This window comes from Pseudomonas sp. MWU13-3659 (genome assembly GCF_023757525.1).
Lineage (GTDB): Bacteria > Pseudomonadota > Gammaproteobacteria > Pseudomonadales > Pseudomonadaceae > Aquipseudomonas > Aquipseudomonas entomophila_E.
The window spans coordinates 1-8,287 of record NZ_JAMSHW010000062.1; the positions used below are offsets into that span (position 1 = coordinate 1).

Here is an 8,287-nt window from a genome sequence, read left to right on the forward strand (position 1 = left end):
GCTGCGCGAAGCCGGCTTGGAAGCCGACGTGCGCACCCTGTTCGAGCAACCGACGCTGGCAGGTTATGCCGCCATCACAGACAGAATGGAGATCGTCCTGTGAGCATCAACGAACTACTGGCAACACTGACAGCCAACAACGTGCAACTGGCGCTCAAGGATGGCCAGCTGGTGGTCCAGGGCAACCGCCAGGCCCTGACCGACGCGGCCTTGGTGGCACAACTGCGCGAGCACAAGCCGGCGCTGCTGGCGATGCTCGAACGGGGTGAATACGTGGCGACCCGCCAGGGCGCGGTCGAGGTGCCGGAAAACCGCATCCCGCCTGGCTGCACGCGGATCACCCCGGCCATGCTCAGCCTGGTCGAGCTCGACCAGGCGACCATCGACCGCCTGGTGGCCGCCATCCCCGGTGGCGCCGCCAACGTGCAGGACATTTACCCCCTGGCGCCCCTGCAACAAGGCATGCTGTTCCACCACGCCAGTGCCGGCGAGCATGACCCCTATGTGATGCAGGCGCCCTTCGTGTTCGCCAGCCGCGAGCGCGTGGCGGCCTTTACCCAGGCCCTGCAAGGGGTGATCGACCGTCACGACATCCTGCGCACCTCGGTGCACTGGAAGGACTTCGACCAGCCGTTGCAAGTGGTGTGGCGCAAGGCCGAGCTGCGGGTGACGCAACTGGCCGAAGGCGAGGCGCCCGAAGCCGGTTTCGATCTCGCCCAGGCACCGCTGATCCGCCTGCAATGCCAGCCTGAGGCGGCGGATGGTCGGGTGCGGGCGACCCTGCAGTTCCACCATGTCGCCCTGGACCACAGCGCCCTGGACGTGGTGCGCCACGAAATGCTCGCCTTCCTGCTGGGCCAGCCGCAGCAGCTTGGCCGCCCGGTGCCGTTCCGCAACCATGTGGCCCAGGCGTTGCTGGGCGTGAGCGACGCCGAGCACGAAGCCTTCTTCCGCGACATGCTCGGCGCGATCGACGAGGCGACGCTGGCCTACGGCCTGGGCGACGTGCAGGGCGATGGCGCGGCGCTGGACGAACAGCGCCTGCCCCTCGACCCGGCCCTGTGCCAAGGCCTGCGCAACCAGGCGCGGGCCCAGGGGGTGAGCGTCGCCAGCCTGTTCCACCTGGCCTGGGCGCGGGTGCTGGGTGTGCTGACCGGGCGTGACCAGGTGGTGTTCGGCACGGTGCTGATGGGGCGCCTGGTCGGTGCCGAAGCCGCCGACCGGGCCCTGGGCATCTTCATCAATACCTTGCCGTTCAGTGTGGACCTGGCGCGCAGCGACCTGCCCACGGCGGTCAAGGCCACCCACCAACGCCTGAGCACCCTGATGCGCCACGAGCACGCGCCGCTGGCCCTGGCCCAGCGCTGCAGTGGCGTGGCGGCGCCGGCGCCGTTGTTCAACACCTTGCTCAACTACCGCCACAGCGTGCACGCGGGCAGCGCGGAGGTCTTGCGCAGTGGTTGGGCGGGGATCGAGATCGTCCACTCCGCCGAGGCCACCAACTACCCGCTGGTGGTCAGCGTCGATGACCTGGGCAGCGGCTTCTCGCTGACCGTGCAGGCGGTGCCGGGTGTGGACGGGCGCCTGGTCTGCCAGCTGTTGCAGGTTGTCCTGGCACAACTGGCCGAGGCGTTGGCGCACGCGCCGGCGACATCGCTGCACAGCCTGGTCGCGCTGCCCGAAGACGAGCGTGAGCGAGTGCTGCGGCAGTTCAACGACACCCTGCGCGACTACCCGCGCGACAGCGCCGTGCACGGCATGTTCGAGACGCACGCCAGCCTGAACCCTGAGGCGTTGGCGGTGGTGCATGGACAGCAGCGCTGGAGCTATGCCCAGCTCGAGGCCCAGGCCAATCGCCTGGCCCGTTGCCTGGTTGAGCTTGGCGTACAACCCGGCGACCGGGTGGCCTTGCTGCTGCCACGGTCCTTCGACCTGCTGGCGGCCCAGCTGGCCGTGAGCAAATGCGCGGCGGTGTTCGTGCCATTGGATGGCAATGCGCCGGTCGAGCGTCAGGCATTCATGGTCGCGGACAGCCAGGCCGTGGTGTTGCTGACCCACAGCGATCAGCCGCAGATCGAGGGCGGGCGTCGGGTCGAACTGGACCGGCTCGACCTGGATCGTTATGCGAGCGAGCCCCTGAACCTGGCGGTGGACGCCGGCAGCGCCGCGTACATCATGTACACCTCCGGCTCCACCGGCACGCCGAAGGGTGTGCAGGTGCCGCACCGGGCCATCGTGCGCCTGGCCATCAACAATGGCTTCGCCGACTTCAATAATCAGGACCGGGTGGCGTTCGCCTCCAACCCGGCGTTCGACGCCAGCACCTTGGAAGTGTGGGCGCCGCTGCTCAATGGTGGAGCGGTGGTGGTGATCGACCAGGACCAGGTGCTGTCGCGCCAGGCCCTGTGCGACGAACTGCTGGCCCAGGGCGTGACCGTGCTCTGGCTGACTGCGGGGCTGTTCCATCAGTTCGCCGACGACCTGCTGCCGGCGTTCCGCACGCTGCGCTACCTGATGGTCGGCGGCGATGTACTGGACCCGGCAGTGATCGCCCGCGTGCTGCGTGACGGCGCGCAGCAACACCTGCTCAACGGCTACGGCCCGACCGAGGCCACCACCTTCAGCACCACCCACGAAATCGTCAGCGTGGGCGAGGGCAGCATCCCCATCGGCAAGCCGATCGGCAACGCCCGCTGCTATGTGCTCGATGCCCGTCGGCAGTTGCTGCCGGTGGGGGCGGTGGGCGAGCTGTACATCGCTGGCGACGGCGTGGCGCTGGGCTACCTCGGCCAGCCTGAGCTGACCGCCGAGCGCTTCCTGGTCGACCCGTTCAACGGCGGGGTGATGTACCGCAGCGGCGACCTGGCCTGCTGGCAGGCCGACGGCACCTTGCGCTACCTGGGTCGCGCCGACCAGCAGGTCAAGCTGCGTGGCTTCCGGATCGAGCTGGGTGAGATCGAAGCGCGCCTGGCGGCGTGCGCGGGTGTGCGTGACGTGGCCGTGGTGTTGCGCGAGGACGCCCCAGGCGACAAGCGCCTGGTAGCTTATTTCACCGGCCATGAAGCCATCGCCGAGCTGCACCAGCAGCTGCAAGGCCAACTGCCGGACTACATGCTGCCGTCGGCCTATGTGCAACTGGAGGCGTTGCCACTGACCGCCAACGGCAAGCTCGACCGTCGTGCACTGCCGCAGCCGGGCAGCGACGATGTGATCCGTCGAGGCTTCGAGGCGCCACAAGGCGAAGTGGAAACCGCCCTGGCGGCGATCTGGGCCGAGTTGCTCAAGGTCGAGCAGGTCGGCCGTCACGATCACTTCTTCGAAATGGGTGGCCATTCATTGCTGGCCATGCGCCTGGTGTCCCAGGTGCGCCAGCGCCTGGGGGTGGAGCTGGCCCTGGCCGACCTGTTCGCCAATGCCGAGCTGGCCGCGCTGGCTCAGGTGCTGGCCAACGCAAGCGCAAGCGAGCTACCGATGATCGTGGCGGTTGACCGCGAGCAGGCCCTGCCGTTGTCGTTCGCCCAGCAGCGCCTGTGGTTCCTGGCTCAGCTGGAAGGCGGCAACCAGGCCTACAACATGCCGCTGGCCCTGGGCCTGCGGGGCACGCTGGATGCCACGGCGCTGGAGCGCGCCTTGCTGTATATCGTCGAGCGCCACGAGACCCTGCGCAGCCGTTTCGTGCCCTCTGGCGACAGTGCCGAAGTGCGGGTCGATGCGACCCCGCAACCGGGCTGGCTGCACCGCGAGACACTGGCACCGAAGGATCTGCCCGCGCGCCTGCGCAGCGAAGCCGTCGCGCCCTTTGACCTGGTCGCCGGGCCGTTGCTGCGCGCCAGCCTGCTGCGCCTGGGCGAGCAGCACCATGTACTGGCCCTGACCGTGCACCATGCCGTTGCCGATGGCTGGTCCCTGGGGGTACTGACCCGCGAGCTCGGCATGCTGTACCCGGCCCTGTGCCAGGGGCTGGAAGACCCGTTGCCACCCTTGGCGATCCAGTACGGCGACTACGCCGTGTGGCAACGCCGCTGGTTGGCGGGCGAGAAACTGCAGCGCCAGGCCGACTACTGGCGTGAAACCCTGGACGGCGCGCCGACGCTGCTGAGCCTGCCCGGCGATAGGCCGCGCCCGGCACGGCAGGACTTCAGCGGCGCCAGCGTGCTGCTGCGGCTGGACGAGCCCCTGGCGGCCAGCTTGCGTGCCCTGGCCCAACGTCACCAGGTGACCCTGTACACGGTGCTGATGAGTGCCTGGGCCACGACGCTGGCGCGCCTGGCCGGCCAGGCCGAGGTGGTGGTGGGCTGCCCGGTGGCCGGGCGTGGCCGGGCCGAGCTGGAGCCTCTGGTCGGGCTGTTCGTCAACACCCTGGCGATACGCATCGACCTGGCGGGCGCGCCGTCCGCCGCCGCCTTGCTGGCCCAGGTGCAGCAGCGCCTGCTCCAGGCCCAGGCGCACCAGGACCTGCCGTTCGAGCAGGTGGTGGAGATCGTCCGCCCGGCACGCAGCCTCAGCCACACGCCGCTGTTCCAGACCACCCTCAACTGGTTGGCCGCCGATGGCGCCGTCCTGCAGTTGCAGGGGCTGCAGTTGGAAGCGGTGGCGCAGGGCATCCAGGTGGCCAAGTTCGACCTGTCGCTGAACATGGGCGAGCAGGGCGAGGCGCTGGTCGGCAGCCTGGAGTACGCCACCGCGCTGTTCGACCAGGCCAGCGTGCAGCGCTTTGCCGGCTACTTCGAAACGCTGCTGCAGGCCATGGTGGACAATGACCGGCAACCGCTGGCCGATGTAGCACTGGTCGGCGACACGGAGCGCAAGCGCCTGCTGCACGGCTTCAACAACACGACACGGGCCTTCCCCCGTGGCCAGACCTTGCCAGGGCTGATCGAGGCCCAGGTTGCCCAGGCGCCGCAAGCCCTGGCGGCCAAGGCCGGCGAGCGCACCCTGAGCTATGGCGAGTTGAACCACCAGGCCAATGCCTTGGCCCATCACCTGATCGACCTGGGTGTACGCCCCGACGACCGCGTGGCAGTGGTGGCGCGGCGCGGGCTGGACACCCTGGTTACCTTGCTGGCGGTGCTCAAGGCCGGGGCCGGCTACGTGCCGGTGGATCCCGCCCATCCCGACTCGCGCGTGCACTACCTGTTGAGCGACAGCGCACCGGTGGTAGTGCTGGCCCAGCGGGCATTGTTCGAGCGTCTTGAAGGTCTGGAGGCGCCTTTGCTGGCCCTCGACCAGCCTGACTGGCCGGCGCGTCACGACAACCCCGTGGTCGCAGGCCTGGCCCCCGACCACCTGGCCTATGTGATCTACACCTCCGGCTCCACCGGCGAGCCCAAGGGGGTGATGGTCGAACACCGGGCCCTGGCCAACCTCGTCCACTGGCACCGCAAGGCCTTCGAACTGAGGGCCGGGGACCACACCGCCAGCGTTGCCGGCTTCGGTTTCGACGCCATGGCCTGGGAAGTCTGGCCGGCCCTGTGCGCTGGCGCGGTGCTGCACGTGCCCCCTGAGCCGCTGGGCAACGAGCAGCTCGATGCGATGCTGGCCTGGTGGCTGGCGCAACCACTGAAGGTGGCCTTCCTGCCTACTCCGGTGGCCGAGTACGCCCTCAGCCAAGGGCTGCGGCACCCGACCTTGCGCACCCTGCTGATCGGTGGCGATCGCCTGCGTCAGTTCAACAGTGACCCAGGCTTCGTGGTGGTCAACAACTACGGCCCCACCGAAGCCACCGTGGTCGCCACGTCCGGCCTGGTGCTGCCGGGCGGCGCGCTGGATATCGGCCGGCCGATCGCCAATGCCCGCGCCTATCTGCTCGACGAGGCCCTGCAACTGGTGCCATCCGGTGCAACGGGCGAGCTTTACGTGGGCGGTGCGGGCGTGGCGCGGGGCTATCTCAATCGCCCCGACCTGACCGAGGCACGCTTCCTCGCCGACCCGTTCAGTGAAACACCGGGGGCGCGTATGTACCGCACCGGTGACCTGGCGCGCTGGAACGCCGACGGTACCCTGGAATACCTGGGGCGCAACGATGACCAGGTGAAGGTGCAAGGCCGGCGCATCGAACTCGGTGAGATCGAGGCCCAATTGCTGCAAGTGCCAGGTATCGAAGAGGCTCTGGTGCTGGCCCATGAGGAGCAAGCGGGTCAGCCAAGGCTGGTGGCCTGGTTCATCGCCCGAGGTGAGGCGCCGACGCCTGCCGAGTTGCGGGCTGTGTTGCTGCAACGCCTGCCGGCCTACATGGTGCCGGTGGCGCTGGTGCAGTTGGCGGCGTGGCCATTGACCGCCAACGGCAAGGTCGATCGCCGCGCGCTGCCGGCGCCCGAGCGCGAGGCGCTGGCCGAGCAGGCGTACGAAGCCGCCGAAGGCGACCTGGAAACCGCCCTGGCCCAGCTCTGGAGCGAGCTGCTGCAGGTCGAGCGGATCGGTCGCCAGGACCGCTTCTTCGAACTGGGCGGCCACTCGCTGCTGGCCATGCGCATGGTCGGCCAGTTGCGCCAGCGGCTGGGCCTGGAGCTGGCATTGGGCACCTTGTTCGCCGACGACCGCCTGCAGGCCGTCGCGGCGGCATTGGCGGCCAACCAGGGCCGGGCATTGCCGCTGCTGGAGGCGGCGGTGCGGGGCCAGTCCCAGCCGCTGTCGTTCGCCCAGCAGCGCCTGTGGTTCCTGGCGCAGATGGGCGATGCCAGCGCCGCCTACCATATTCCGCTGGGCCTGGAGTTGCGCGGGCCGCTGGACCGCACGGCGCTGGAGCGCACCTTGGCGCGCATCGTCGAGCGCCACGAGAGCCTGCGCAGCCAGTTCAACCAGGATGGCGCCGAAGCGCGGGTGCGGGTGGTGCCGGGGCACGGCGGTTTCGCCCTGGCCTGGCACGACCTGCGCGGGCAGCCGCAGCGGTTGCGAACGCTGGCCCAGGAGCAGGCTTCGCTGCCGTTCGACCTGGCGCATCAACTGCCGATCCGTGGCTGTCTGCTGTGCCTGGCGCCGGATCATCACGTGCTGCTGCTCACCCTGCACCATATCGTCGCCGACGGCTGGTCGGTGGGCGTGCTCACCCAGGAACTGGCGGCCTTGTACCCCGTCTTTGCCGCAGGTGGCGAAGACCCGCTGACACCCCTGGCGATCCAGTACGGCGACTATGCCATCTGGCAGCGCCGCTGGCTGACGGGTGACGAGCTGCAACGCCAGGGCGATTACTGGCGCCAGGCGCTGGCCGGTGCGCCGGTGTTGCTGGCACTGCCCAGCGATCGGCCGCGCCCATCGCACCAGGACTACACCGGCGAGCGTGTCGACCTGAGCCTGGATCCACGCCTGAGCACCGAGCTCAAGGCGCTCTGCCACCGCCATGGGATCACGCCGTTCATGCTGTTCACCGCCGCCTGGGCGGTGCTGCTGGCGCGCCTGTCGGGCCAGGACGATGTGGTGATCGGCACGCCGGTGGCCAACCGCCGACAAGCTGCGGTCGAGGGCCTGATCGGCTTGTTCGTCAACTCCCTGGCCTTGCGCATCGACACTTCGGGGACTCCGGACCTGGGCACCTTGCTCGCCCGGGTCAAGGCGGTGGTGATCGCCGCCCAGGACCATCAGGACGTGCCGTTCGAGCAAGTGGTGGAACTGCTGCGTCCACCGCGCAGCCTGTCCCACACGCCGCTGTACCAGGCCGCGCTGGATTGGGACGGCACCGTCGGCCAGCCGCCGCTGCGCCTCGAAGGGTTGTCGCTTTCGCTGCTGGAGGCCGAGGCCCGCGTGGCAAAGTTCGACCTCAGCCTGAGCATGGGCGAAAGTGCCGACGGCTTCGTCGGCGCGCTGGTCTACGCGACAGCGCTGTTCGACCACGAGACGGTGCAGCGCTATGCCTGTTATTTCGAGCAACTGCTCTGGAGCTTCATCGCTTCGGGTGACGTGATCCCGTCCGAGTCGGTATTGCTGGGTGCGGCGGAGCGTCGGCAACTGTTGGTGGGCTTCAACGACACGCGGGTGGACTACGACCTCGAACAGACCTTGCACGGGCTGATCGAAGCCCAGGTGCGGCGCACCCCGGACGCCGTGGCGGTGAAGGCCGAAGAGGGCGAGCTGACTTACCGCCAGCTCGACGAGCAGGCCAACCGCCTGGCCCATCACCTGATCGCCCTGGGCGTGAAACCCGACGATCGCGTGGCGATCTGCGTGGAGCGCGGCCTGTCGATGGTGGTCGGCCTGCTGGCCATTCTCAAGGCCGGTGGCGCCTATGTGCCGGTGGACCCGGAGTACCCGGCCGAGCGCATCCGCCACATGCTCAGTGACAGCGCCCCGGTGG

The 8,287-nt window shown here is 69.0% G+C and carries 1 protein-coding gene; it reads left to right on the forward strand.

All coding sequences use genetic code 11. From position 1 onward, the window contains the following. Positions 1-99: 99 nt before the first annotated feature. Positions 100-8,287, forward strand: an 8,188-nt coding sequence (locus tag NGM28_RS28145; protein WP_252092505.1) for a non-ribosomal peptide synthetase, incomplete at its 3' end; no start/stop codon positions are given.